At 34.2% G+C, this 25,474-nt stretch carries 23 protein-coding genes; 15 read left to right on the forward strand and 8 right to left on the reverse strand.

Annotated elements, in window-relative coordinates; translation table 11 throughout:
* The first annotated feature begins 48 nt into the window (after nucleotides 1–48).
* The 3 genes from TX86_RS05060 (at nucleotide 49) to adhE (ending at nucleotide 4,171) form a co-directional block, all read left to right on the forward strand.
* On the forward strand, nucleotides 49–984 hold the full coding sequence (locus TX86_RS05060; protein WP_052343538.1) for a DMT family transporter: 936 nt from the start codon (nucleotides 49–51) through the stop codon (nucleotides 982–984).
* Between the two features lie 220 nt (nucleotides 985–1,204).
* On the forward strand, nucleotides 1,205–1,432 hold the full coding sequence (locus TX86_RS05065; protein ID WP_042346840.1) for a hypothetical protein: 228 nt from the start codon (nucleotides 1,205–1,207) through the stop codon (nucleotides 1,430–1,432).
* Between the two features lie 120 nt (nucleotides 1,433–1,552).
* Entirely contained in the window at nucleotides 1,553–4,171 is a 2,619-nt protein-coding gene (gene adhE, locus TX86_RS05070) for a bifunctional acetaldehyde-CoA/alcohol dehydrogenase (RefSeq protein WP_042346843.1), read from the forward strand.
* Nucleotides 4,172–4,258: 87 nt separating this feature from the next.
* Here the strand turns inward: adhE and nfsA are convergent, their stop codons facing one another.
* The 3 genes from nfsA to TX86_RS05085 all read right to left on the reverse strand — a co-directional run bounded on the left by nfsA (nucleotide 4,259) and on the right by TX86_RS05085 (nucleotide 7,313).
* Entirely contained in the window at nucleotides 4,259–5,023 is a 765-nt protein-coding gene (gene nfsA, locus TX86_RS05075; protein WP_052343539.1) for an oxygen-insensitive NADPH nitroreductase, read from the reverse strand.
* A gap of 169 nt (nucleotides 5,024–5,192) precedes the next feature.
* Complete coding sequence (locus TX86_RS05080; protein WP_042346845.1) at nucleotides 5,193–5,393, reverse strand: hypothetical protein; 201 nt, start codon at nucleotides 5,391–5,393, stop codon at nucleotides 5,193–5,195.
* A 300-nt stretch (nucleotides 5,394–5,693) separates the two neighbouring features.
* Entirely contained in the window at nucleotides 5,694–7,313 is a 1,620-nt protein-coding gene (locus TX86_RS05085; RefSeq protein ID WP_042346847.1) for an ABC-F family ATP-binding cassette domain-containing protein, read from the reverse strand.
* 374 nt (nucleotides 7,314–7,687) lie between these two features.
* Between TX86_RS05085 and TX86_RS05090 the strand changes: the two genes are divergently transcribed.
* Together TX86_RS05090 and TX86_RS05095 are read left to right on the forward strand one after the other, a co-directional pair.
* Nucleotides 7,688–7,888 (forward strand): hypothetical protein, encoded by a 201-nt coding sequence (locus tag TX86_RS05090; protein WP_042346849.1) that lies wholly within the window; start codon nucleotides 7,688–7,690, stop codon nucleotides 7,886–7,888.
* Nucleotides 7,889–8,417: 529 nt separating this feature from the next.
* A complete protein-coding gene (locus tag TX86_RS05095; protein ID WP_042346851.1) occupies nucleotides 8,418–8,921 on the forward strand; it encodes a hypothetical protein in 504 nt (167 codons plus the stop codon).
* A gap of 99 nt (nucleotides 8,922–9,020) precedes the next feature.
* On the opposite strand, the gene TX86_RS05100 is transcribed toward TX86_RS05095, so the two are convergent.
* Nucleotides 9,021–10,196 carry an LL-diaminopimelate aminotransferase gene (locus tag TX86_RS05100; RefSeq protein WP_042346853.1) on the reverse strand — a complete coding sequence of 392 codons (1,176 nt, stop codon included), beginning with the start codon at nucleotides 10,194–10,196 and terminating at the stop codon, nucleotides 9,021–9,023.
* Nucleotides 10,197–10,410: 214 nt separating this feature from the next.
* On the opposite strand from TX86_RS05100, the gene TX86_RS05105 reads away from it, so the two are divergent.
* The gene (locus tag TX86_RS05105) at nucleotides 10,411–11,292 is read left to right on the forward strand and encodes a CvfB family protein (RefSeq protein WP_042346855.1); all 882 of its coding nucleotides are present in this window, start codon (nucleotides 10,411–10,413) and stop codon (nucleotides 11,290–11,292) included.
* Between the two features lie 100 nt (nucleotides 11,293–11,392).
* Here the strand turns inward: TX86_RS05105 and TX86_RS05110 are convergent, their stop codons facing one another.
* A complete protein-coding gene (locus TX86_RS05110) occupies nucleotides 11,393–12,208 on the reverse strand; it encodes an ABC transporter permease (RefSeq protein WP_042346859.1) in 816 nt (271 codons plus the stop codon).
* Nucleotides 12,205–13,236, reverse strand: coding sequence for an ATP-binding cassette domain-containing protein (locus tag TX86_RS05115; protein ID WP_042346862.1), 1,032 nt, complete (start codon nucleotides 13,234–13,236; stop codon nucleotides 12,205–12,207). Before TX86_RS05115 ends, TX86_RS05110 begins: the two co-directional genes overlap by 4 nt.
* Nucleotides 13,237–13,931: 695 nt before the next feature.
* Here TX86_RS05115 and TX86_RS26135 point away from each other — a divergent pair.
* Nucleotides 13,932–14,072 (forward strand): YrzI family small protein, encoded by a 141-nt coding sequence (locus TX86_RS26135; RefSeq protein ID WP_081707563.1) that lies wholly within the window; start codon nucleotides 13,932–13,934, stop codon nucleotides 14,070–14,072.
* Nucleotides 14,073–14,237: 165 nt separating this feature from the next.
* Here TX86_RS26135 and TX86_RS05120 read toward each other — a convergent pair whose 3' ends face one another.
* Nucleotides 14,238–16,388, reverse strand: a complete 2,151-nt coding sequence (locus TX86_RS05120; protein ID WP_042346865.1) for an MMPL family transporter — start codon at nucleotides 16,386–16,388, stop codon at nucleotides 14,238–14,240.
* A gap of 195 nt (nucleotides 16,389–16,583) precedes the next feature.
* On the opposite strand from TX86_RS05120, the gene TX86_RS05125 reads away from it, so the two are divergent.
* From TX86_RS05125 to TX86_RS05145, 5 genes are all read left to right on the forward strand, one after another.
* Nucleotides 16,584–17,294, forward strand: a complete 711-nt coding sequence (locus TX86_RS05125) for an HAD family hydrolase (RefSeq protein WP_042346868.1) — start codon at nucleotides 16,584–16,586, stop codon at nucleotides 17,292–17,294.
* 298 nt (nucleotides 17,295–17,592) lie between these two features.
* Entirely contained in the window at nucleotides 17,593–17,778 is a 186-nt protein-coding gene (locus TX86_RS05130) for a cold-inducible protein YdjO-related protein (protein ID WP_042346869.1), read from the forward strand.
* Between the two features lie 225 nt (nucleotides 17,779–18,003).
* Nucleotides 18,004–18,855: a LysM peptidoglycan-binding and 3D domain-containing protein gene (locus TX86_RS05135; protein ID WP_042346870.1), complete on the forward strand. Its 852-nt coding sequence runs from the start codon at nucleotides 18,004–18,006 to the stop codon at nucleotides 18,853–18,855.
* A gap of 194 nt (nucleotides 18,856–19,049) precedes the next feature.
* Nucleotides 19,050–21,209, forward strand: coding sequence for a PAS domain-containing protein (locus TX86_RS05140; RefSeq protein ID WP_042346872.1), 2,160 nt, complete (start codon nucleotides 19,050–19,052; stop codon nucleotides 21,207–21,209).
* 208 nt (nucleotides 21,210–21,417) lie between these two features.
* A complete protein-coding gene (locus tag TX86_RS05145) occupies nucleotides 21,418–21,822 on the forward strand; it encodes a sporulation protein (protein WP_042346875.1) in 405 nt (134 codons plus the stop codon).
* 47 nt (nucleotides 21,823–21,869) lie between these two features.
* Here TX86_RS05145 and TX86_RS26950 read toward each other — a convergent pair whose 3' ends face one another.
* Nucleotides 21,870–22,013 carry a hypothetical protein gene (locus TX86_RS26950; protein ID WP_042346877.1) on the reverse strand — a complete coding sequence of 48 codons (144 nt, stop codon included), beginning with the start codon at nucleotides 22,011–22,013 and terminating at the stop codon, nucleotides 21,870–21,872.
* Between the two features lie 200 nt (nucleotides 22,014–22,213).
* Here TX86_RS26950 and TX86_RS27555 point away from each other — a divergent pair, with 200 nt between their 5' ends.
* From TX86_RS27555 to aceA, 3 genes are all read left to right on the forward strand, one after another.
* Nucleotides 22,214–22,807: an MFS transporter gene (locus TX86_RS27555; protein ID WP_336469849.1), complete on the forward strand. Its 594-nt coding sequence runs from the start codon at nucleotides 22,214–22,216 to the stop codon at nucleotides 22,805–22,807.
* A gap of 65 nt (nucleotides 22,808–22,872) precedes the next feature.
* Nucleotides 22,873–23,415, forward strand: a complete 543-nt coding sequence (locus TX86_RS27560; protein WP_336469850.1) for an MFS transporter — start codon at nucleotides 22,873–22,875, stop codon at nucleotides 23,413–23,415.
* A gap of 717 nt (nucleotides 23,416–24,132) precedes the next feature.
* A complete protein-coding gene (gene aceA, locus TX86_RS05160; protein WP_042346880.1) occupies nucleotides 24,133–25,413 on the forward strand; it encodes an isocitrate lyase in 1,281 nt (426 codons plus the stop codon).
* The last annotated feature ends 61 nt before the right edge of the window (nucleotides 25,414–25,474 follow it).

Below are 25,474 nucleotides of genomic sequence, written 5' to 3' on the forward strand. Positions count from 1 at the left end.
TGTCAACTATTTTACACTTCAAGAGAAGTTAGCAAAGGGTGGGGGAATTTGGATAAATTGAAAGGTTATGGAATGGTTGTAATTGCATCTATACTTTGGGCAGTATCAGCAGCAATTACACAAAATCTATTCTCGAATTATGGAATGTCAGCAGAGTGGCTTGTTACTATTCGCTTAGTTATATCTGGGATACTTATATTGTTTTTCGCAAGCCTAGGAAGTGGAAGGGTACATATTATCGCCGTATTTAAACATAAGTTTTACTTAGTTCAAGTTGTAATTTTCGGAATAATCGGAATGTTGGGGGCGCAATATACTTTTTTTATGACAATTGATACGAGTAATGCGGCAGTTGCTACGCTATTGCAATATATGGCTCCTGTTTTCATTACTTTATATTTTTTAATTGTTTTAAAGATAAAACCATCTCTTTTAGAAATAAGTGCTATTATAATGGCCTTAGTAGGGACGTTTTTATTATTAACAAATGGCTCACTTCAATCCATTACGATTACGCCAAAGGCATTTATCTGGGGGATTGCATCGGCACTTACTTTAGCATTCTATACAATACATTCTGGCTTCATGGTACGACATTTACCATCTATTATTGTGGTTGGATTTGGTATGTTAATTGGTGGTCTTTTCATGTGTTTATTTCAATCTCCATTTGATGTATCAACTGCTGATTGGAATGTGAAAGTGATTTTACAAATCGCATTTGTCATTATATTTGGAGCGATTCTACCATTCTTTTTATTTATGGATAGTATGAGATATATCACTCCAAAGGAATCTAGTTTATTAGGATGTACTGAGCCTTTATCTGCTATTATTCTTTCTATTGTTTGGCTAAATACTTCCTTTGGAGTATATCAAGCGGTAGGAAGTGCACTAATTGTATTGATGGTTGTGTTATTAGCAATGCGGCCATCAGAAGAAAAAAGTGAAACAAAAAAAGTTATTGTTGAAGAAGAAGTTTAAACTACAGGGGGGAAAGCGCTGTATATCAACGTTTTTTCCTTTTTTCATAGTTTCGTATACACTTAGAATACTCATCATTTTATAAATAATTTAAAAATGACATAGTTTGTTCATTATTTCACAAACTTTTGCACATAAATCATGTATATAATAAAAAACGTAGAAAGAGTAAAACAAACAGATAAAGAGAAAACGTACTAGTAAAGAGGAGTGATGATCCATGATGGTTTGCGAATGGAAACCATTTAGTACAGATTTAAAAACATATTCTCAAGAAGAATTCGAAGAAATGATTGGTGATGATTTTCAAGCGATGCAGTTTGAAAAGAATAAAGACTTTCCATCAATTATTTGGACAACAAATTATGTTTGTATTGTAAAAGAGAACGCACGAATCATAAGTGATGTTTCTATTACAAAAATACCACGTAATCCTATTTGTGGATAATCAAAAAATAGAAAACTAGCCAAAAGTAAGCTAGTTAATTTAAAAAATAAATATGCTCAATATTTCACAAACTTTTTGTGATTATATATGCTTAATGTAGATTTAGGAGGAAACGCCAAAATGACAGTAGCAGTAAAAGATACAAAAGTAGAAGTAGTGAAAGAAGAAAATACAGTACAAGTAATGATCGATGAGCTAGCAGCAAAAGGAAAAAAAGCCCTTAAAGAATTTATGGATCTTGACCAAAAAACAGTTGATAACATCGTTAGAGAAATGGCTTTAGCAGGATTAGATAAGCATATGGAACTAGCTAAAATGGCTGTTGAAGAAACAGGTCGAGGCGTTTATGAAGATAAAATCACAAAAAATATTTTCGCAACTGAATATATTTATCACAATGTTAAATATGATAAAACAGTTGGAATTATTAATGAAAATAAATATGAAAATGTATATGAAATTGCTGAACCAATCGGTGTAATTGCTGGGGTAACTCCTGTAACAAACCCAACATCAACAACAATGTTCAAAGCAATCATTTCAATTAAAACAAGAAACCCAATCATTTTTGCTTTCCATCCATCAGCGCAAAAATGTAGTGCAGAAGCAGCTCGCATTCTACGTGATGCAGCAGTAAAAGCAGGAGCTCCTGAAAACTGCATTCAGTGGATTGAAAAACCATCGATTGAAGCAACTAAATTATTAATGAATCACCAAGATGTTTCATTAGTATTAGCTACTGGTGGTGCTGGAATGGTTAAGTCAGCATATAGCACTGGTAAACCAGCTCTAGGTGTAGGACCTGGTAACGTACCATGCTACTTTGAGAAAACAGCTAACGTTAAGCGTTCTGTCAATGACTTAATTCTTTCTAAAACATTTGATAATGGTATGATTTGTGCTTCTGAACAAGCAGTAATCATCGATAAAGAAATTTATCAAGAAGCAAAAGACCAATTAATTTATTACGGTTGCCACTTCCTAACTGCGGATGAGAAGAAAAAAGTTGAGAAGTTAGTAATCAATGAAAATACTTGTGCAGTAAACGCAGACATCGTTGGTAAACCAGCGTACGTTATTGCAAAAATGGCTGGCGTAAAGGTTCCAGAAGATACAAAAATCTTAATCGCTGAATGTAAATCAGTAGGACCACAAGAGCCACTTTCTAGAGAGAAATTATCTCCAGTATTAGCATGCTTTAAATCACAAAGCACTGAAGACGGAATTCGTCTTGCTGAAGAAATGTTAGAATTCGGTGGACTTGGTCACTCAGCAGTTATCCATTCTGAGGATCAAGAAGTTATTGAAAAGTATGGTTTACGTATGAAAGCTTGCCGTATTATCGTAAATGCTCCATCATCTCAAGGTGCAATCGGTGACATTTACAATTCATATATGCCTTCATTAACACTAGGCTGTGGATCTTACGGAAACAACTCTGTAAGCCAAAACGTATCAACAGTACACATGTTAAATATTAAGAAAATGGCGATGAGAAATGTGAATATGCAATGGTTCAAAGTTCCACCAAAAATTTATTTCGAAAAGAACTCTATCCAATACTTAGCGAAAATGCCTAAAATCTCAAAAGCATTTATCGTAACAGATGAAGGTATGGTTAAGCTTGGATATGTAGATAAAATCCTTTACTACTTAAGAAAACGTCCAGACTATGTACACTGTGAAATTTTCTCTGATGTAGAGCCGGATCCATCAATCGAAACAGTTATGAAAGGTGCAGAAATGATGAGATCATTCGAGCCGGATGTAATCATCACTCTTGGCGGAGGATCTGCAATGGATGCTGCTAAAGGAATGTGGTTATTCTATGAGCACCCAGAAGTACCTTTCCATGGCTTAAAACAAAAATTCTTAGATATTCGTAAGCGTGTATTTAAGTATCCAAACCTTGGACATCGTGCACAATTTGTTGCGATTCCAACAACATCAGGTACTGGTTCAGAAGTAACTAGCTTCGCAGTAATCACTGATAAAGAAAACAATGTTAAATATCCATTAGCAGATTACGAATTAACACCAGATGTGGCAATCATTGACCCTCAATTTGTAATGACTGTTCCACCATCAGTAACTGCTGATACTGGATTAGATGTATTAACTCACGCTATTGAAGCTTATGTTTCTAACATGGCGAATGATTATACAGATGGTCTATGCTTGAAAGCTATCGAATTAGTATTCAAGTACTTACCAACAGCTTACCGTGACGGTAGTAACGAACTAGCTCGTGAAAAAATGCATAATGCATCTACAATTGCCGGTATGGCATTTGCGAACGCGTTCTTAGGTATTAACCACAGTCTTGCTCACAAAATGGGTGCTGAATTCCACATCCCACACGGTAGAGCAAATGCAATGTTAATGCCACACGTAATCCGTTACAATGCGACAAAACCAAAGAAATTCACTGCATTCCCTAAATATGAGCACTTTATTGCTGATAAGCGTTATGCAGAAATCTCAAAAATGCTAGGATTACCTTGCCGCACTACTGAAGAAGGCGTTGAAAGCCTAGTACAAGCTATTATCAAACTTGCTAAAGAAATGAATGTAACAATGAGCATCGCTGACTTCGGCGTATCTAAAGCTGAGTTTGATAGCAAAGTAGACTACCTTGCAGATAAAGCATTCGAAGATCAATGTACAACTGCAAATCCAAAGCTACCTCTAGTTTCTGAGTTGGTAGAAATTTATAAAAACACTTATAAAGGGGTTTAATTCTCCTTTATATATAAATCATCATCTCCTTTTGGCCCTATTCCTTGTGGATAGGGTCCTTTTTAATTTTATGTAGCATTAAATTGATTAATATCGATTTAACTTTTTGTTTTGGACGTACGAAGAAATATTTTCAAGTGGTGATTTACCTTGAAATAACGTGATATTTTTTTGTGACCATGTATGTGAACTATTATTTTTCGTTCGTGTTCCATAATAATGATACATTTGTTCGTCGTATGCTTGAATTAGTTGACGTTGTTCACCTGCGTTTTGATTGTAGTGATTTTCGAAATAAACTGATTTCAGAGGTAAGCGGGGTTTTTGCTCAGGTTTAACCGTAGGCACCCCGATGCACATGCCAAATAGAGGGACGACATAATCAGGTAATTGTAACATTTTATCGATTTCTTCTAAATGATTTGAAATAGCGCCAATGTATACAATTTCAAGTCCCATAGATTCAGCTGAAAGTGCGGCGTTTTGAGCGGCCAATGCTGCATCAATCGTAGCGATTTGAAAAAATTGTGTACTCTCTAACATAATCCTCATTTTTTGTTTTTCTTCTTCTGTAGCCATTAATGTAATACGATGTAAATCCGCACAGAAAATGAGGAAATGTCCATTTACTTCTACGGATTCTTTACCAGTTAATTGATGAAGACGCTTCTTTATTTGTGGATCAGAAACACCAATGATAGAATAATTTTGCATAAACCGAGAAGAGGATGCCATTTGAGCTGCTTGAATAATTGTATGTATCTGTTCTTCACTTAATTTTTCATTTTTAAATTTGCGGATAGAGCGATGGTTCATAATTCTGTCAATAACTGTATTCATTTTCTGAAACATTTGGCGGAGACATCCTTTGTGAAATTAGAGGAGGAGTAATGAAGAATTAACTAATAAAATCCCTCATTTTTTGATGTTCACTCAAAAAGATGAGGGATTTTACTTAGTTAGAAGCTTCTTCAATGCGCCGAGATTTTGTTGCATCTGCTTTTTATTATTACTAATAAATCTAGAATGGAAGTTCATTGTTTATATAAGCAGCTTTGAATAGTAAAAACTGGGAGCGGAAGATATCAAAAGTGAAATTATCATGATCTGAGAAATCAAGTTGTTCAAGAAATGCCTCCACAATATGTACATTTTCATCATTGAGAAGACCTGTGACATATAATTTATAAGCAAATTCATCTAAAATCGGATGATTCATCATTGATTACACTCCGTTCTCGTTTTTAGCTATATTTTGCCACTTAAGATAGTGCTATATACAAAAAATATGAGCCTGTCCGATAAGTTCTATTTGTTAAATGTATTTATTGATATTGAAATTCGTTGATTTTTAAGGAGTTATTTGCATTTTATCTCGATCAAAAGCGCTAAAAATCAGCTTTTTTTAGTCTACTAAGTAAAAATGAAATTGAAATGAAATTGAAATGAACACGATTCCGAATGCTACAAAAGGCGCCCAAAAAGTGATTGAAAATCACTTTTTGGGCGCCTCATTTTTTTATTATTTATACATTTCTTCGATTTGTGCTTGTAAATCTTTGTCTTCTAAGAACTCATCGTAAGTCATCATTTTGTCAACTACACCTTTTGGCGTAATTTCAATAATGCGGTTCGCTACTGTTTGAACGAACTGATGGTCATGAGAAGCGAAGATCATTGAACCTTTATAAGACGTTAAACCATTATTTAGTGCTGTAATGGACTCAAGGTCTAAGTGGTTCGTAGGCTCATCTAATAACAATACGTTTGCACCGCTAAGCATCATTTTCGATAGCATACAACGAACTTTTTCTCCTCCAGAAAGAACGCTAGCTTTCTTTAATACTTCTTCACCAGAGAATAACATACGTCCTAAGAATCCACGTAAGAAGCTTTCACTGTCATCTTGAGGTGAGAATTGACGTAACCAATCAACAAGTGTTAAGTCACAGCCTTCGAAGTACTCAGAGTTGTCGTTAGGGAAGTAAGCTTGAGAAGTAGTGATACCCCATTTATAGCTACCACCATCAGCTTCCATTTCACCAGCAAGAATTTTGAATAACGTTGTTTTCGCTAATTCGTTACGTCCAACGATGGCGATTTTATCACCTTTGTTCATGATGAAATTAATGTTGTTAAGAAGTTGTTCGCCTTCAATACTCTTTGAAAGATTCTCAACACGTAATAAGTCATTTCCAACTTCACGCTCTTGTGTGAAGTTAACATATGGATAACGACGTGATGAAGGTTGAATGTCATCTAAAGAAATTTTATCAAGTAATTTCTTACGAGAAGTTGCTTGCTTTGATTTAGAAGCATTTGCACTAAATCGAGCAATAAACGCTTGAAGTTCTTTAATTTTTTCTTCTTTTTTCTTGTTAGCATCAGATGTTAACTTAAGTGCTAATTGGCTTGATTCATACCAGAAATCGTAGTTACCAACATAGATTTTAATCTTACTAAAGTCTAAGTCAGCGATGTGTGTACATACTTTGTTTAAGAAGTGACGGTCATGGGATACGACAATTACAGTGTTCTCGAAATTGATTAAGAATTCTTCTAACCATTTAATTGCTTGTAAGTCTAAATGGTTGGTAGGCTCATCTAGTAGAAGAACATCTGGTTTACCAAATAGTGCTTGAGCAAGAAGTACTTTAACTTTCTCTGCACCAGTAAGTTCGCTCATTTTCTTATCGTGTAAGTCTTCAGTGATTCCAAGACCTTTAAGTAGGATTGCTGCTTCTGATTCAGCTTCCCAACCGTTCAAGTCAGCGAATTCACCTTCAAGTTCCGCTGCACGCATACCATCTTCATCAGAGAAATCTTCTTTCATATAGATTGCATCTTTCTCTTGCATTACTTCATAAAGACGTTGATGTCCCATAATAACTACTTTCATTGCTTCAAATTCTTCATATTCGAAGTGATTTTGTTTTAAGACAGCAAGTCTTTCGTTTGGTCCCATTGAAACATCACCAGTTTGTGCTTCAATTTCACCAGAAAGAATTTTTAGGAATGTTGATTTCCCAGCGCCGTTTGCTCCGATTAAACCATAACAGTTTCCAGGAGTGAATTTTATATTTACATCTTCAAATAATTTACGGTCTCCGTATCGTAAACTAACATTAGTAACAGTAATCATTTACGAGCATACCTCCAAAGTTTCTTTATAATATCAAGGCTTTGTTGACTTATTGTTCTAGAATAAGTTCTTAAAACCGGTGATTTTCATCGTTTTTTAAACAATAGCATCAAATGTTAATTATAAAGCAGTTACAATGCTTCTTCAATACAGTAAGGTTAAATTTAAAAAATTCTTCCATTCACACTTTTTCCTGTTCATGCAATCAACAATCTACTTATTAGTATTAGCTAATGTTGTATGTAGTAATGTGAATATTTTTATGTGATTTTATGTACTAAGTAATTAGTAGCTAATTAAATTGAGAGATTTTCGAGAGAATGAGCCTTTATGCTTACGTCAATTAACAATTTGTAAGTATGGGAGGTGGGGTTATGATAAAGGTATATGGATATGACACAGTTTGTGAAGGAGATGCGTGTGAATCTAGACCGTTTTTTACTGGTGAAATTATTTATCATGACTATGAACTAGATGGGTATTATTGTGGTAAATGTGCTGTAAAGCTCGAAGTAGAATATAAAACACAATTTGATGAAAAAGTCTATGTTGATAGAAGTGAAATGAAAAAATGAATAAAAATGAACTTAGTAAACTTTAAGTATCTAGTCGTAGATGAAAGTATTAAAGAGTTAGAATTTTTATTATTGTTTTTCACTTTTTTCACAGATGCTATTGTTTGTGAAGTTTTATTCAATTATGTTTGTATATACAATTACAATAACGGAATCTGTCTTGTTTATGAATGCATTAATACGTAAACTAATAATACATTCAAAATTTCTCACTACTCCAGTATTATTTCAGTGACAAACTAAGACGACACAAAAAAGACTTTAGATTTTCTAAAGTCTTTTTTTGTGTTTTTATAGTAATTTGTTATTTCTTTAAGTTTGAATAGATTATATAACAGATACAAATATTCATTGAAAAGTGCATGTTTGTATAATTATGAAAAAGGGTAAAAAACCTTTGTTTATACGAGTGTTGATAAAATTAATGTCATTACCGAATAATATATTTAAGAATTTGAATTTTGGTATTTTTATTCATTTAATTAGTTGTGAAAAGTGGTTGAAATTTACAAGTTATAGGGGGAGAGCGATGAAAAAAACAGCATGTAGTGTTTTGGTGTTATTATCCATTTTAATATTATGTTCATGTAGCAATCGTACTAACTCCAGTGTAAGGGATGAGATGGAAGTAATTAATGAAAATCTTCGATTGAAAGATAAAGTTGCAGAATTAGAGAAAGAAATAGAAGAGAAAAATGAAAGAAGCCAATCTGAGCTAGAAATTCAGAAGTTAGTTAGTGAGTTTTTTTATAGTATCAATATAGGAGATATAGATGAAGCGAGAAAAAAAATCACTGAGCGAATTAAGTTAACTAGTAACGTCCTTTCATTACCAAATAATAGGGACATTAAAATTAACAGGAAAGAATATTTAAGATTATATTTGGAAAAAGCCAAGTGGAACTATTCAGATCAAGTTTGTCTTACTTTTGATCAATATACAGATGAAAGAAATCAAAAGATAAATGTATATGTAGTAAAGCAAAAGGATGATTGGAAAATTGATAATATGAGCTTTAATTATGGTGTTTAAAACGAGAGGGAATTGTGTGAATAATAAGTTTTTTAATACAGGAAAGAAAAAGAGTAAAAGTCGTCTTGTTATGGAAATAATAAGACGACTTTTTACTCTTTATTTAGATGATATCATACCACTCTTAGAAATAGTGTGAATTGCTTGCTGCAAAGTTTCTTCATTTTGAACAAGGGCAATACGCACATAACCTTCTCCAGATGGACCAAATGCAATTCCAGGTGTAACAGCAACACCTGCACGATTCATTAATTCAAAGGCGAAGTGCTTTGATGTCCAGCCTTTTGGTAATTCAGCCCATACGAACATTCCAGCTTGTGGGGCTTCAATATTCCACCCAATCTCATTTAAGCCAGCAATTAAACAGTCACGTCTGTTTTTATATATGGAGCGAGTTCGTTCATTAAATTCAGAGCCTTGTTGTAATGCTAGTGTTGCCGCACTTTGAATAGGGAAGAATATACCGTAATCTAAATTAGACTTTAGCTGCTGAAGTGCAGCGATAATATTAGCATTACCTGTAGCGTATGCGATACGACATCCAGCCATATTATAGCTTTTGGATAGAGAATTCATTTCAATGCCGACTTCTTTACTACCTGGAAGAGATAAAAAGCTAATCGGTTTATCATCGCTATAATATAGTTCAGAATATGCGAAATCATGTAGGATTATTATGTTATAGGTCTTAGCAAAATGGATAGCAGCTTGAAACATCTCTTTTGTTGCCATAGCTGGTATAGGATTTCCAGGGAAATTTAATATCATTAAAGTTGCTTTATGTGCGATTTCTTCTGGAATATTTGCAAAATCAGGCATAAATTTATTCTCTTTTTTTAATGGCATGAAGTAAGGTGTTGCACCCGCCATAGCAATTCCTGTTGCATAAGCGGTATACCCAGGATCAGGGACTAAGATAATATCGCCAGGATTAGCGAGAACCATTGGTAAATGAACTAATCCATCTTGTGAGCCCATGAGTTGAAGTACTTCTGTTTCAGGATTTAAATCAACTTGATAGTTTTTCTTATAATAGGAACCTACCGCATTGTGAAATTCCTTCGTACCAGCCAATGAGTATCCGTATTGATTATTATTCATTGATAATGAATGGATTGTTTCTTTAACAAAATCAGGTGGTGGTAAATCAGGGCTCCCGATGCTTAAATCAATAATTGTTTTTCCTTCTGCAAGCAATTTAGATTTGTGTTGTGCAAGCTCACTGAATATTGATGATGAAAAAGATTCCATCCGTTTAGCAAGTTTAATTTCCATAATAGTTATTCCACCTTAGACGAAAAATGATTATTTAGAATATATACAATTATTATACTTTAATGTGAGCCTTAATTGTTAATAATGTTGAGTTGATAGTTTTTTTAGAAAAATAATATAATACATATTGTTGAACTATACTTATGTATGCAAAAATGATACAGTTAAATGCAGTGTCTACTATGTTTAAAAGTAGAAGGAGGATTACTACTATATGAATAATTTATTTGCAGGTGAAATTGTAACTTTAAAAGTTGACCGCAAAACTGATTTTGGCTATTTTTTAACTAATGGTACGAGTGAGAAAAAAGAAGACGATGTTCTTTTACCTAATAAAGAAGTAACCGGAGAAATTCAAGTTGGACAAACATTAGATTTTTTCTTGTTTCATGACAAGCAGGGAAGATTGACAGCATCTATGACGATTCCTGAAATCACTTTAGATAAGTTCGGCTGGGGAGAAGTTGTAGGCTCTCGTCGTAATCTAGGTGTGTTTGTAAATATTGGCGTAACAAAAGATGTGCTAGTGTCTGTTGATGAAATGCCTTTACATGCTAAACTATGGCCAAAAGCTGGTGATCGTTTGTATATGTGCTTATACAACGATAAAACAGGTCGTTTGTTCGGTTCATTAGCAACGGAAGACATTATTCAAGAAGATCTTTGCAAGCCAGCACCTGAGAAAATGTACAATAAAATTGTTAAAGGGTACATTTACAAAACGAAAAAAGTTGGTAGTTATTTAATTACTGATGAAGGTTATCGTTGTTTTATTCACGAAAAGGAAAGAAGCAAAGAGCCACGTTTAGGTCAATACGTAGAAGGTCGCGTTGTTGATCAAAAAGAAGACGGCTCACTAAATGTATCACTTTTACCTTTTGCGTTAGATAAAATGCAAGAAGATAGTGATATTATCCTAGAATACTTAGGTATGCGTGGTGGAGCAATGCCTTTTAGTGATAAGAGCACTCCAGAGGATATCATGGAGACGTTCAACTTAAGTAAAGCGGCTTTCAAACGTGCTTTAGGAAAGTTAATGAAGGAAGATAAAATCTATCAAGAAGATGGTTGGACATATACAAGTGACCGTCGCTAAAGTGAAGCAGAAAAGAGGATATTCCAGATGGAATAGCCTCTTTTCTATTCAAAGTTTTGCGTATAAATTAATTTCTTATTGTAGCGGAGCCTTTCTTTATTTAAGTACGACGCATATATGCACGTACCGTAATTGGTGCAAAAATGGCAACGATGATGGCTGCTCCAATGAGAGAGAACGTTAAATCCCAACCGACGGTACCAGAGTTAGCAAGATCTCTGACAGCAGTAACGAGATGGGAGATTGGGTTAACCTTTACAAACCATTGTAGCCAGTCCGGCATTGTTTCAGCGGGTACAAAAGCATTGGAAAGGAAAGTGAGTGGGAATAGCACAATCATTGAAATTCCCTGTACGCTTGAAGCTGTACGTGCAATTACTCCAAAGAAAGCAAAAATCCAGCTGATTGACCAGGAACAAACAATTACAAGAAGCGCAGCGATGACAACGTGACCTAGACCGCCTTCAGGACGGTAGCCCATGATATAACCCATGGTGAAAGTAAGCACAGTCGCAATAGTATACCGAATGGTGTCTGCCAATAAAGCACCTGCTAATGGAGCAATACGCGCGATTGGCAATGATTTGAATCGGTCAAACACGCCTTTATCCATATCCTCACGAAGTTGGACGCCGGTAACTATTGAAGTTGTGATAACAGTCTGCACGAGGATGCCTGGGATAATTACTGGTAAATAGCTTTGGACGTTTCCTGAAATAGCCCCGCCAAAAATATAGGTGAACATTAGTGTAAAGATAATAGGCTGAAGCGTGACATCGAATAATTGCTCAGGTGTACGTCGAACTTTTAGCAAGCCTCGGTAGGCCATCGTTAACGAATTTTGTATCGATTGGCTAAAGCTTGTTTTGTTTTTTAGTTGACGTTCGTCTACTTGTTTAATAGAAGTACTTTTCATCCTCTTATCTCCTCTGTTTTGTGGGATTCAGTCGATGCCTTTGCTTCGTTCTCCTTCACCTCTTGACCAGTAATAGTTAAAAATACTTCGTCTAAAGTTGGCTTCTGTACACTTAACTCGGCTAATTGTATTCCAGCCTCGCGGAGAGCAATGAGAAGGTCTGTAGCTCGATCAGCCTCCTTCATCGGAGCAGTAATTTTTCCTCCTTCCGCAGAAACATTCGACTGAACTTGAAGCATACGTTCCACGATTTGACGGGCAACTTGTATGTCCTTTGAATTTTGAATGCTTAATTGCAATGAAGAAGTACCAACGGATGCTTTTAATTCATTCACGGTACCCTCCGCGACAACTTGACCACGGTCAATAACTGCGATGCGGTCGGCCAATTCATCTGCTTCTTGAAGGTACTGGGTTGTTAACATTACAGTTGAACCTGTCTTTACTAGTCGTCGAATTGTGTCCCACATTTGATTACGAGTTCGTGGATCTAGACCAGTAGTTGGTTCATCTAAGAAAATTAGTGGTGGTTGTGCAATAAGACTTGCTGCCAAATCTAGACGGCGACGCATACCACCAGAGAAGTTTTTCAATGGACGTTTGGCAGCTTCCGTTAAACTAAATTCTTCTAGCAACTCTTCAGCTTTACGCCGCGCTTCAGCTCTCCCTAGCCCAAGCAGACGAGAGAAGATAACTAAATTCTCAGTAGCACTAAGAGACTCATCAACTGAAGCATATTGCCCTGTTACTCCAATCAATTGACGTACAATCTGGGCCTCCTTCACTACATCGTGCCCAAAGATACGTGCTGATCCTGCATCCGGTCGGAGTAATGTTGCCAACATTCTGATAGTGGTGGTTTTACCAGCTCCATTCGGGCCAAGTACACCGTAGATTGTACCGGCGCGTACGTTCAAATTCACATTGTCAACCGCACGATTATTGCCAAAATTTTTGACGAGTTCATTTGCTTCAATGGCCCAATCCCCATTGTTTGGGGTTGTTCCCCTTTTGTTTACAGTATTCATAGTAATTCCTCCATCTTTGGATTGCTCTAACAATTAACTTACATTGGATAATTCTTGCTGTTTTAAGAAAATAGAAAGAGTTTTTAATGTTACATTTTCATATCTCATTTCATATCAGGATCATACTCCAAAGTTATGAACTGATTATGAACTTTGATTGCTGCTCTGTTTGAATGTATACGTTTATGAGAATGTGAACTGAACATAAATTGTTAGCCAAAATTTATTAATGGAGGTACGTTAATTGAAGTATATACAGCACAAATTTTGCTGTGTGTTTTATTGGAGTGTTAAGCTATAATTCTTCTCATAGGAGCTTTTATATAAAAAATTATGAAAAGTCAAATAAAATGATTTACAAAATGTTTCATTTTGGCTATACTAACTTATAGAACAAATTTGATTTAAGGAGGTCGAGGAATATGTTGAAATTTAATTGTTTATTAGACGTAAAATTTCATACTTCTACATTCGACCTAATTGGTATACAAATTTGTTAATGAAAAGTTGTTAAATCTTTTTTATTAATACAATTTAGCCGTAGGAGAATGTTCTTTCCTACGGCTTTGTTATGCTTAAATAGAAATAGTTGTCGACTGATTAGACAATTATTTATATGCAACATAGCAGCAGTCGCAGGAATGTAATTCCTTGCGGCTTTTTTGTTGTGAAAATTTGAAGGGAGGTGAAAGGGAATGACGATAAATTTAATCTTTTTTACAGTTACTTTTAAACGTAAAAAGATAACTGCTGAAGAGGCACTTCATCAAGAAAGAATTAAGAAAATCTTTGAGGAAAACGCTACGAAGATTAGTAAGTTTGGACCGTTTATGTAATGAAAATTAGTCAAAAAAATGAGAGGTGGAGATGATTATGAAAAAAATCATTATGAAAAGATTAGAAAAGTTATGGATTCAGGCAGATAGTGGCTAACCGTTGATGTGTAATCTAAATAAAAAAACTAGCTAGGGTGGTTGGCTTTCCTAGCTAGTTTTTCTTAATTAAGCTTTCTTATTAACTTTCTTACGTTTTGCAAAAGGCATCCACCAGTTCCATTCGCCTAGTAATTTCATGAGTGATGGTACTAGTAATAAACGGATGATTGTTGCATCGATGAAGATGGCTAGTGCTATTCCAATCCCGATTTGTTTAACAGGAACAACACCTGTAAATGCGAAGGCGCCCGTTAATACAATCATAATGAGAGCGGCTGACGTAATAATTTTACTAGTCGATGATAAACCAACGATAGTTGCTTCATCATTATTACCAGTTTCATGATAGGCTTCGTGTATGCGTGAGATTAAGAAAACTTCATAGTCCATACTTAATCCAAATACAATGCTGAATACGAAAACAGGAATAATTAATGCTATATTAGATGGATCAAGTCCAAAATGTCCTTCTTGGAATATCCAGACCAAAATTCCAAATGTCGATGTGAGCCCTACAACATTCATAATAATCGCTTTCAAAGGAATAATGACAGAACGGAAAGCGAATAAGAGAATGAAATAGGTACTTATTAAGACAATGGCAATGCCAATCCAAACCTTATCAAATATTTCATCAAAAATTTCTTGATTAAATTTAGCTTCTCCACCTACAAGAAGAGGAATATCATATTTCTTAGTACTCCATTTTCGAACCCAATCTTGTGCTTCAGTTGAAGTTGCTTTAGCCTTCAGTGTAACAGGGATTAGCAATTGGTCATCACTAATTAATTGTTCGATAGCAGGCTGTAAAGCTGCTTTACCTTGAGGTTGTTGTAACATTCCATATAATTGTTTACTATCGGTTACTTTTGCAATACTGAAAAGAGAGTTAGTTGATTCAACAAGCCTTTCTTTTTCAAGGTCGTGTGTGATTTTCTCTAAATCTTGCAAACCTTCTTCGCTCGTCCATGAGCCATCACGTTTAGCTATTATATAGACTGTTGCATTGTCTTTTAAGTGAAATTTATCGTTCATGATGGAAAATGCATCACGAGATTCATAGGATGTTGGTAATGAATTCTCATCAGGTATAGAAAGAACGATATCTTTTACAGGAATGATACCAGCTATTAAGATTAAAATGGCTACAATGCTAATAATAATTGGTCTTTTCATAACAGCTTCAGCAAATGCACGCCATTTTTTGCTGCTATCTTTCTTCGTTTTGAACACAATTCCTTTATCTAAATGTTTGCCTAATAGCAATAATATTGATGGAAGTAATGTCATCGAAGAAATAACGGCAACTGCTACTACAACCATTCCGCCAATAGCAACCGTTTTAAAGATATCAATTTCAATAATTAACATCGCAGCTAATCCGATAAATACACAAATGGCTGAGAAAATAATGGATTTACCAGCGGTACGAATAGTTGTTATGACTGCTTGCTTAATATCGTTATTTTTAATTTCTTCCTTATAACGATTGATAAATAATAAGGCGAAATCAATGCTTAGAGCAAGACCAATCATAGGCACAACATTGAGCAGGAATACGGATAAATTTAGATGGTCTCCAAGAAGTGTAAGAATCCCTAGAGAAGCAATAACTGTTAACGCTCCGACGATAATAGGAACAATTGCTGCTACTATACTACTAAATGCTGCAAGTAACACGATTAAGGCAACCGGAAGTCCAATCATTTCGGCTCTCATTAAATCATGCTGACTAGCGGTGTTCATGTCCTCACTAAAAACAGAGCTACCTGTTAACATCGTTTGATCGTATTGATCTGTAACTTTACGAACTTTCTCAACATAAGGTGCCATACTGTCTTCGTCTTTATCGAAATTTAGTATGGTATAAGCAATATTTTGCTTACTTTGTTCTTTATATGTAAGTGGTGACTGAATGCTTGTTGTAATATCGAGTTTTTCAATTTTATTCGTTACAGAGGCAATGTGTTTTTCAAATTCTTGTTGCGTTTGCTGTTTTTCTTTCTCGAAGACTACAAAGAGTGTATTTTTTGGGAAATCAAATGTTGACGATAGTTCTTCTTGTACTTGATTAAATTCTCCTTTCATTTCAAACCCGTCACCTTTAAGTTTAGATGGTAGGTTAATGGCGAAAAAAGCTAATCCGATGGAAATAACTAACCATATGGCAAGAGTGAATTTATAATTTTTAATAACTTGTTTAGCTATTCGATTCATTTTATGTCCTCCTTTCTGATACATTTTTATTATGAAAGAAAGTAATCGAAAGATAAAGTGAAAAACCAACAATTGTCTAAAAGAAAGTTTTGTCATAAAATATAATGATAAGTTTACTTATTTTAGAGCCTAAGACATTGGAATTTAATTGAGGAATTGGACTTAATTTATTTACAGTAAGGAGTTTAAAGAGTAATGGATCAACCGATGCTACTTTGGGATTTGGACGATACAATTATAATTACAAATCCAGAATTCGAAAAAACAAATAATTACTGTGCAGAACTTTTATCTAAAGAAGTACATGGTGATGGTCGTGCGAAGCAAGACCTTTTGAAAATGCAAAGAGTACTAGATTTAAAGATGGTTTCTGAATTTGGTTTTATTCGCTCACGCTATTTAAATAGCTGGTTAGAAACAACGCATACATATTTCAAAAATCATGGATTAGTTCCGCATCCTTCTTTGTTAAAAGATATCTCTAATGCAGTAAGAGATATATATGTTCGTAGATATGAGAATGTGCCTGAATCAATAGAAGTAATTAGTAATTTAAAAGAGGCTGGTTTTTCGATGGCTGTATTAACAGCAGGAGAAGAAGAGGTACAGAAAAAGCGGGTAATACAATCAGGTGTAGCTGAATTCATGGATGAAATTCATGTGTATCCTTATAAAACACCAGCTACTCTACAAGAAGTAATGATGAAACATAATAAGCAACATTATGCGATGATAGGAAACTCTTTAAAGAGCGATATTTATCCAGCACTTGCTAATAATATATTAGGAATTCACGTTGTTAAAGATACATGGCAAGCAGATCAGTATGATATTGATATGACAAACCCACTGTATAAACCGATTCAAAAGTTAACTGAAATACCAAGCTTGTTGAAAACTTCATAGGATTTAGAAAAAAGCAAGGAATGTGTGAAATTCGTATGGTGTCTAACCTTACACCTGCTATGCTTGGAAATAAGCCAACCTGTTTTGAAAACCAAGTGAGGGTTTTCAAGAACAGCTCGTCTTATTTCTGCCGCATAGCCCTTTTTTGATTGGAGCAAATCAAGGAGCATAAACATCAATCAAAAAAGACCGGTGACGGTTTTTCTTAGAAAAAGAGAAAAGGGATAATTTGAATAAATTAACATATACTATAGGTATGATTCATTTTTAAAAAGAGAATTTCTCAGGAGGTTTCATCATGTACTTTTCCAAAAAACAACAAGAAGTTGATGAAGTAATAATTGAAGATACACCTGTATATGCTTGTACATCGGAGGAATGTAACGGATGGATGAGGACACAATTTATATCCGATGATTCTGCTTGTCCGTTATGTGGCAGTGATATGCAAGAAGAAGTTCGACAGTTACCTAAAATTACTTAATTGTTAATGTTAACTTTAAAACCTTAAGCTAGCTGTGTAATAGTGAGCATAATATACTTTTTGGTTAGTCATTTCATTTTTTGTTTTTCTTGTCATTATATTGATATGTTACTGTAATTATTGTTATGCAATTATAACTGTATTGTTCTCATTGTTAAGAAAATTCATGCTATGCTTATCTTCGTTAGCTAATTTCGAGCTAATGGAGAGGGGTAGTAAATCAACATGAGAAAAACAATTGTATCACTTATTGCTGCAGCTGCTATTTCTACTACGGTAGGGATTAACGCACATGCAGAAGAGGTTGTTGTCAAACAAGGAGACACATTATCAGAATTAGCGCAAAAGTATAATGTTTCAGTTATTGATATAAAAAGAGCAAATAATTTACAATCGGATTTAATAAATGTAAATCAACCACTTGTGATTTCATCGGAGCAACATTATACAGTCGTTGCAGGTGATTCACTTTGGAAAATTGGTCAACAGTTTAATGTAACGGTAACCGACCTTCAAAGCTGGAATAATCTAACTGGCGATTTAATTCATCCTAAACAACAACTTCTAATTAAGGAATCAAGTAGTAAACAAAAGAGTACATCTGCTCCGATTACTTCAACTAATAAAGTAGAAGAACAGCAAGTTGAGAAATCGAATGATGTAGCTACTAGCCCAAAGCCACAACAACCAGTACAACAACAAGTACAAAAATCTGTTACTAAAGCAGCTCCTGTTCAAGAAAAGTCAGCTAGTCAACCTAAACAAGAAACGCCTGCTTCAACAGCTACTAAAACAATAACAGTGACCGCAACAGCATATTCTGAAACATGTGATGAATGTACGGGTATAACAGCAACCGGTTTTAATTTAAAAGCAAATCCAGGTGCAAAAGTAATTGCTGTTGATCCAAATGTCATTCCACTAGGTAGTAAAGTATATGTTGAAGGTTATGGTTATGCGACTGCTTTAGACACTGGTGGGGCAATAAAAGGCAATCGAATTGATGTTTACATTCCAAATGAAAGTGAAGTAAATCAATGGGGTGTAAAACAAGTAAAAGTTCAAATACTTGATTAATACTATCCATTAACCATATGATATAGTAAAGCCGCTCATTTCTGGGCGGTTTTTTGGAGTTATCAGTAAGTAAAATGCATTAAAAAGAGATTTTTAATACATTTTTATAAGAAAATGATATTGTTTAGTACATATTGATGTAAAATAATGAACAATGATAGGTTGTATTTTGGTAGTGGAGTTGACACTTGCTCATGGATGGTTTTATTTTTTCATTTAATCCTATTTTAATCTTAATAGGAATTCTTTTAACATGTATTGCAGTATATGCATCATTAGATTTGTTTACTAACATGATTAGTATGAAAAGCAATCATAACTTTTTATTTTTGGGAAGTTCATTTTGCATGGCAATTGGCATATGGCTGATGAATTTCTTTGGAATGCTTGCGATTGATATGAATAGTTCTGCTGAATACATTGTTTTAATAAGCGCAATTTCAATGTTTTGTAGTTTTATCTTAACTTTTGCTGCATTTAAGTTTTTAGAGAAGAAAAAAAAGAAGAGGAATTTATATATCGGAAGCGCTATTATTGCTATAGCTGTTTTAGTAACACATATTATTGGCATGCATTCCATTCATGTCAGTTTTCAATATAGTGTATTTTGGTTATGCATGGCATTCTTATTAATTATGCTTTTTTGCTTTTTTGCTTTTTGGTTTATTTTTGATGCGGATGAGCAATTTCCTCAAGTGTGGATTAAACCACTTGCGGCATGCATTATAACGGTGGCGATTGGACAGGGATTTTTATTAGTTATTAAATCTTCTCTTAAATTGGAAAATCATGATACGGTATTATCTTATTTATCTATGGATGGTTATTGGCTACCTTCAATATTTCTTTTGTTAAGTATAATCGTATTTGGAGGATTAATAATAGGTAGCATGATGGCAAATAAACGAGTGGTTAAAACCAATCTTTATTCTAAAGATATTATGTCTGCCTTAGATGCATCGTCTATAGTAACAATTACCGATCCAAGAGGTAGTATTACATATGTGAATGATAAATTTGTGGAAATATCTAAGTATACAGAAGAGGAGTTAGTCGGAAAGAGATTCGGGATGTTAAATTCCGACCAACATCCGAAATCTTACTTTGTGGAATTATGGTCTACTATTGAACAAGGTGAAATTTGGAAAGGTGAATTGTGTAATGTTGCGAAAGATGGAACGTATTACTGGGTAGATACAACGATTTTTCCCTTTCTAGATAAGAAACAACAACCGTACCAATATGTCGCTATACAAACTGATATTACAGATCGTAAAAAAGTAGAGGAAGAATTACAAAATACACTTAAAGAGCTTCAAGAATATAAATACGCGCTCGATCAAGCATCAATTGTAGCTGTAACGAATGCGCAAGGGGTTATTACAAAAGTAAACGATAATTTCTGTAACATCTCGAAGTATACGAAGGATGAACTAATTGGAAGTGATCATCGAATATTAAGTTCTGGCTTACATTCGAAGGAGTTCTTCAAGAGTCTTTGGAGAAAAATCGGAAATGGTAAAGTGTGGAAGGGTGAAATTCGAAATAAGGCGAAGGATGGAACGTATTATTGGGTAGAAACGACGATTGTTCCTTTTCTAAATAAGCAGAATAAACCTTATCAATACCTTGCTATTCGTAATGATATTACCGAGAAGAAAAAACAAGAAGAAATACTTCATCGACAAGATAAATTATCTGCTTTAGGGCAAATGGCGGCTGGAATCGCACATGAAATTCGAAATCCTTTAACTAGTATGAGGGGATATACGGAATTTTTGCTACTCGATGAAGAAAAAGCAGAACGAAAAGAGCATCTTGAAATAATTCTGGATGAGATTAATCGAGTGAATACTATTGTAGAAGAGTTTATGATGATTGCAAAGCCAAAGTCAGATTTATTTGCAGTGAAAAATATTGTTTCTATTTTGCGAAACACGCTCGCATTATTTGCATATGAAGCGAAAAAGAAGAAGGTGCAAATACATTTTCATGCAAGTGAAGAAGAGTTTTTGATACTATGTGATGAAAATAGATTGAAGCAAGTATTTTTAAATTTAGTGAAAAATAGTATAGAGGCTATGCCTGATGGTGGGCAATTAAACATTTATGTAGAAACAAAAGAAAAATATGTTGATATTATTGTTACGGATACAGGTGTAGGAATACCTCATGATCAATTGAAGAAAATTGGAGAGCCATTTTATACAACGAAAGAAACGGGAACGGGACTAGGATTAATGATTAGTTTCAAAATTATTGAAAGCCATCAAGGGAAAATTGAAATTGAAAGTGAGCAAAATAAAGGAACTTCTTTCAAAATTAGTTTACCTTTTGTTGAGTACTTTGAATGACTAGAGTGGAGGCTATATGGCCAGTGATTACAAATCATCTGCCATATGGCTTCTTTTTGTTTTGTAGTAAATGGGAGAAGTTTAGCAATCAAAAAAATTTGAAGAGAGTTGCAGAAAAATGTTTTCGTCACTTCTAATATGGAAAAAATACAGTATAGTACATCATACAATGTAAAAGGTTTACTAATTGGAAGGGAGGCTATTTGAAATGTGGAAAAAATTCATGTCTAGTATAGGGTTAGGAAATATTATGGTGGATACGATTTTAGATCATAAGCAATATCGTCGTGGAGAGTCTATGAACGGGATAGTACATATAAAAGGTGGCGCAGCTGAACAGGTAATAGACGAAATCGTATTAACCTTAGTATTAAAATATGAGCAAGATAGGGAAGATAGTGATTTCTCATATCATGAAAAAACTTTACATGAAATAATTTTAAAAGATATTCATCATGTTGATTCCAATGAATATTGTAGTATTCCTTTCTCAATTGATATTTTGGATAATCACCCAATAACTGAAAAAGGTGTAGAAACGATTTTACGAACAAAAATAATTGTTCCACAAGCAGTTGATCCTGAGGATGAAGATCAAGTCATTATTGTATAGATGAAAGTTAGGCTGTCAAAAGTATTGATTTGACAGCCTTTTCTTTATTACTGTTTATTTTCATATTCTTTTTGTATTAAAGCTTTAATTTCGTTATATGTTAATCCAGAATGAGCATTTAATTGCTTTACTTCTTCTATATTTGTACCAGCAACTGTAAATTTGCCTGTATGGGTGTTTTCATTCTTCATTCTTGTCACTCCTTTACTGATTAACATACGGAATTTTTAAAAGTATATTCGTAACATGTTTGTTAAAGGGAGTAAATACTCATTGTATTTGGAGACCGTTGAATAGGTGGATGAAAACGTATTATATCTATAATAAAATACTACGAATGAGCACATATTAAGAAATGAATTGAATGTAGAAAGGAAATAGAGGATGAGGAATGAAGAAAAATAATCAAACAGTAAGTAAATGGTGCTTAGTGAGTATGGCATCTATTCCATTAGTAATGACGTTAGGGAATAGTATGTTAATTCCTGCGTTGCCATTAATTGAAAAGCAATTACATATATCTGCATTTAAATCAAGTCTTCTAATAACCTGTTATTCGATTGCATCCATTTTGTTAATTCCGATAGCAGGTTATCTTTCTGACAAATATGGGAGAAAGAAAATTATTTTACCGAGCTTAGCTATTGTGTTAATTGGCGGGTTAGTATCAGGATTTGCCGCTTCTAATATGGAGCATCCATATTGGATGATTATAGTAGGACGGATTTTACAAGGGATAGGGGCTGCAGGTGCAGCACCTATCGTGTTACCATTGATTGGTGATTTGTATAAGAATGACGATGATGCAAGTTCTGCATTAGGTATTATTGAAACATCGAATACATTTGGAAAAGTACTCAGTCCTATATTAGGAGCAGTATTTGCAGCAATTATTTGGTATCTTCCTTTTTATTTAATTTCTCTTTTTAGTATCATATCATTTATTCTTATTTGTATTTTTGTGAAAACACCAAAGAAAAAATAACACCTATTCCAATGGATAAGTTCATTGTAAATGCTAAGAAAATATTTCATAAAGAAGGAAGATGGTTGTATACATTATTCGTTGTTGGTGGTTTCGTGATGTTTATTCTTTTTTCACTGCAAGTGTTTTTATCTGGTCATTTAGAAACACAATTTCATATGAAAGGTGTGAAAAAAGGACTAGTTTTAGCTATTCCATTGCTTTTTTTATGTATTTCATCTCTTGTAAGTGGGAAGTTGATTAAGGGTAATAAACAAATTATGAAGAAAATTATAATCTTAGGATTGCTTCTTCAAGCTGCAACGCTAACTTTCTTTAAAGAATATGAATCCATTTTTTTATTATTAACAATCATTAGTTTAAACGGCATAGCAATAGGTAGCATATTGCCTACTTTAGACGCTTTAATTACAGAAAATATCGAGAAGTCACAGAGAGGGCTTATTACCTCTTTTTACAGTTCTGCTAGATTTATTGGTGTGGCTGCTGGACCTCCATTTATGTCAATGCTAATTAAAAAAGATTTAACAATAGCATCATATGGTGGGGCTATTATTACGTTATATTTAGCATGGCTAGTTATACGAAAAATTCAAGTCAATGAATAAAAGAGGAAGAAGGGGCTGTCCGAAAAAATGATTTTTAATCATTTTTCGAACGCCCTTTTACGCTTTTTATACCATTCGAAGTCGTATTCATTTACATCTCATTTTTACTTAGTAAACTAAAAAAGTTGATTTTTAGCGCTTTTGGTTAAGATGAAACTCACGTGACTCCAAAAAAATCAACGAATTTAATTTCTCATCCATACAAATAAATGTAGCGAATAGGACTTATTGGAAAGCCTCTTTTTTGTCGAAAAAAAGCTGTATTAATACACATTCTGTTCTATAACAAATGTGAAAACATAAAACTGTAACAATTTTTAAAATAGGGTTAAACACAGTTATAGCAAGGGTTTTTAAGGTTTTTTATGGTAATTGTTTTAAATATTTCAATTTTTTTGAAAAAAAGTAGTGACAAAAAACGGAATTATGTTATACAATACAAATAGAAACACACACACTGTATTATAACAAAAGGAACAAAGGGAGACGGGGGAATAGAGGGGATGATGATTCGAGCGGAAAACTACATAGACTAAACTGAAAATTCAAAATAATCAAAAACAACTAGAGGTAAAACATGCTCTATTGAAATATCAAATAATTAAATGTGAAAAGTTGGTACATATTCCAATAGCTAATTAAAAGAGATAGCTTTACGGAATTTTTAATAACATCTGAATAGGAAAAAATATAAACAAATAATTGGGGGAAAATAACATGACTCAAGAAAGAATTAATGCATTGGAAGCTAGCTGGAAAGAAGAAAGATGGAATGGAATCACTCGTCCATATACTGCAGAAGAAGTAATTCGTTTAAGAGGTTCAATTGATATTGAGCAAACGTTAGCTCGTCGTGGTTCTGAAAAACTTTGGAACTTAATCAATACAGAAGATTTCGTAAATGCTCTTGGTGCATTAACTGGTAACCAAGCAATGCAACAAGTTAAAGCAGGATTAAAAGCAATCTACCTAAGTGGATGGCAAGTTGCAGCAGATGCTAACATTGCTGGTCAAATGTATCCAGACCAAAGCTTATACCCAGCAAACTCTGTACCGCAAGTTGTAAAACGTATTAACCAAACTCTTCAACGTGCAGACCAAATTCAACATATGGAAGGTTCAGGAGATGTTGATTATTTCGCTCCAATCGTAGCAGATGCTGAAGCTGGTTTCGGTGGTCAATTAAACGTATTTGAATTAATGAAAGGCATGATTGAAGCGGGTGCTTCAGGCGTTCACTTCGAAGATCAACTTTCTTCTGAGAAGAAATGTGGTCACTTAGGTGGTAAAGTATTACTTCCAACTCAAACAGCTGTAAAGAACTTAATCGCTGCTCGTTTAGCTGCTGACGTAATGGGTGTTCCAACTGTATTAATCGCTCGTACTGACGCTGATGCTGCTGATTTAATTACAAGTGATGTTGACCCTGCAGATGCACCATTTATTACAGGAGAACGTACTACAGAAGGTTTCTTCCGCACTAAAGCAGGTTTAGATCAAGCAATCGCTCGTGGTCTTGCTTACGCACCATATGCTGACTTAATCTGGTGTGAAACTTCAGTACCAAGTCTTGAAGATGCTAAAACTTTCGCTGATGCAATTCATGCGAAGTTCCCAGGTAAACTGTTAGCTTACAACTGTTCTCCATCATTCAACTGGAAAGCTAAATTAGATGATGAAACAATTGCTAACTACCAAAGAGAATTAGGAAAAATGGGTTACAAATTCCAATTCGTTACATTAGCTGGTTTCCACTCATTAAATCACGGTATGTTCGAGCTTGCTCGTAAATATAAAGATAATGGTATGGCTGCATACTCTGAATTACAACAAGCTGAATTTGCTAGTGAAGCAGATGGATATAGTGCAACTAGACACCAACGTGAAGTTGGAACTGGATACTTTGATGAAGTTGCAACAATTGTATCAGGTGGAACTTCTTCAACAACAGCTCTAGCTGGATCAACTGAAGCAGAACAATTTCAAACTACTAAATAAGTAATTTAAATAATTGTCCCTCTGCTTATATCGCAGAGGGGCAATCAAACAAAAAACAATT

Source organism: Bacillus massiliigorillae (assembly GCF_000380245.2).
Taxonomy (GTDB): Bacteria; Bacillota; Bacilli; order Bacillales; family DSM-1321; genus Bacillus_AD; species Bacillus_AD massiliigorillae.

Coding starts and splice junctions, on each gene's coding strand:
- TX86_RS05065 (WP_042346840.1), top strand. CDS start 1,205: ATGATGGTTTGCGAATGGAAACCATTTAGTACAGATTTAAAAACATAT.
- adhE (WP_042346843.1), top strand. CDS start 1,553: ATGACAGTAGCAGTAAAAGATACAAAAGTAGAAGTAGTGAAAGAAGAA.
- nfsA (WP_052343539.1), bottom strand. CDS start 5,023: ATGTTTCAGAAAATGAATACAGTTATTGACAGAATTATGAACCATCGC.
- TX86_RS05080 (WP_042346845.1), bottom strand. CDS start 5,393: ATGATGAATCATCCGATTTTAGATGAATTTGCTTATAAATTATATGTC.
- TX86_RS05085 (WP_042346847.1), bottom strand. CDS start 7,313: ATGATTACTGTTACTAATGTTAGTTTACGATACGGAGACCGTAAATTA.
- TX86_RS05090 (WP_042346849.1), top strand. CDS start 7,688: ATGATAAAGGTATATGGATATGACACAGTTTGTGAAGGAGATGCGTGT.
- TX86_RS05095 (WP_042346851.1), top strand. CDS start 8,418: ATGAAAAAAACAGCATGTAGTGTTTTGGTGTTATTATCCATTTTAATA.
- TX86_RS05100 (WP_042346853.1), bottom strand. CDS start 10,196: ATGGAAATTAAACTTGCTAAACGGATGGAATCTTTTTCATCATCAATA.
- TX86_RS05105 (WP_042346855.1), top strand. CDS start 10,411: ATGAATAATTTATTTGCAGGTGAAATTGTAACTTTAAAAGTTGACCGC.
- TX86_RS05110 (WP_042346859.1), bottom strand. CDS start 12,208: ATGAAAAGTACTTCTATTAAACAAGTAGACGAACGTCAACTAAAAAAC.
- TX86_RS05115 (WP_042346862.1), bottom strand. CDS start 13,236: ATGAATACTGTAAACAAAAGGGGAACAACCCCAAACAATGGGGATTGG.
- TX86_RS26135 (WP_081707563.1), top strand. CDS start 13,932: ATGACGATAAATTTAATCTTTTTTACAGTTACTTTTAAACGTAAAAAG.
- TX86_RS05120 (WP_042346865.1), bottom strand. CDS start 16,388: ATGAATCGAATAGCTAAACAAGTTATTAAAAATTATAAATTCACTCTT.
- TX86_RS05125 (WP_042346868.1), top strand. CDS start 16,584: ATGGATCAACCGATGCTACTTTGGGATTTGGACGATACAATTATAATT.
- TX86_RS05130 (WP_042346869.1), top strand. CDS start 17,593: ATGTACTTTTCCAAAAAACAACAAGAAGTTGATGAAGTAATAATTGAA.
- TX86_RS05135 (WP_042346870.1), top strand. CDS start 18,004: ATGAGAAAAACAATTGTATCACTTATTGCTGCAGCTGCTATTTCTACT.
- TX86_RS05140 (WP_042346872.1), top strand. CDS start 19,050: ATGGATGGTTTTATTTTTTCATTTAATCCTATTTTAATCTTAATAGGA.
- TX86_RS05145 (WP_042346875.1), top strand. CDS start 21,418: ATGTGGAAAAAATTCATGTCTAGTATAGGGTTAGGAAATATTATGGTG.
- TX86_RS26950 (WP_042346877.1), bottom strand. CDS start 22,013: ATGAAGAATGAAAACACCCATACAGGCAAATTTACAGTTGCTGGTACA.
- TX86_RS27555 (WP_336469849.1), top strand. CDS start 22,214: ATGAAGAAAAATAATCAAACAGTAAGTAAATGGTGCTTAGTGAGTATG.
- aceA (WP_042346880.1), top strand. CDS start 24,133: ATGACTCAAGAAAGAATTAATGCATTGGAAGCTAGCTGGAAAGAAGAA.